This is a genomic window from uncultured Formosa sp., from assembly GCF_947500765.1.
Lineage (GTDB): Bacteria > Bacteroidota > Bacteroidia > Flavobacteriales > Flavobacteriaceae > Formosa.
This window is the reverse complement of sequence record NZ_CANMTH010000050.1, coordinates 1-833: the sequence shown is the minus strand read 5'-3', so window position 1 is coordinate 833 and position 833 is coordinate 1. Positions and strand designations below refer to the sequence as shown.

Here is an 833-nt window from a genome sequence, read left to right as displayed (position 1 = left end):
TAAAACACCGAATATGGTATATAAATTATCAGCTTAATTCAATTTTAAACTGTAGCCATATTTCAGGACAAGACATACCTGAAATGAAAATCAGAACTAAAATATTAATCCTATTTCTGACCTTGAATTTACTTTCTTGTAAAGGTTCAGCGCAGGAAACTGAAATCAAAAAATCCACGACTGAAATTAAATTGTCGGAAACTGTAAAAAGTACTTTTCCGAAACCAATTGGAATAATTAACGATTACGGAAAAATATTTACCGAATCACAACGAACTGAATTATCGAAAGTTCTTTATGACTATGATATTGAAACTACTAGACAAATTGTTGTGATAACAATTGACAGTATAAAACCATATCAGAATATCCAAAAATATGCAACTGATTTAGGAGATGAATGGGGAATTGGAAACGCTGAAAAAAATAATGGACTGACAATCGTTGTATGCAATCCTTGCCGACAAATCGGAATCGCAACTGGATTGGGAACTGAATTGATTTTGACTGACCAAATCTGCAAAAATGTAATTGAAGAAACCATAATTCCGGAATTTAAAAAAGGGGAATTTTATAACGGAATTAAAAACGGTGTGACTGAATTGATAGAAAAATGGAAATAAAAGTACTGTGTACAACAATGTATAACCGCAATTACGGCGGATTCGACTACGTCCGAATCCACTCGGAATTGCTAACGTCTGTGCTAAACCGAAAATAATCGCTAATTTAAACCGTAACTGACGGTTATACGAGACCGTTGGCAATAATATAAACGGAACGCAAAAAAACGAACAAATAGCTTAATGAATTACAGTATTTCCGATAAAAGA

The 833-nt window shown here is 33.0% G+C and carries 1 protein-coding gene; it reads left to right on the top strand.

Translation table 11 applies throughout. The features are described from left to right. A partial coding sequence (locus tag Q1B05_RS18550) for a YgcG family protein (protein ID WP_299782949.1) occupies positions 1-623 on the top strand: 623 nt, incomplete at its 5' end. Between the last annotated feature and the right edge of the window lie 210 nt (positions 624-833).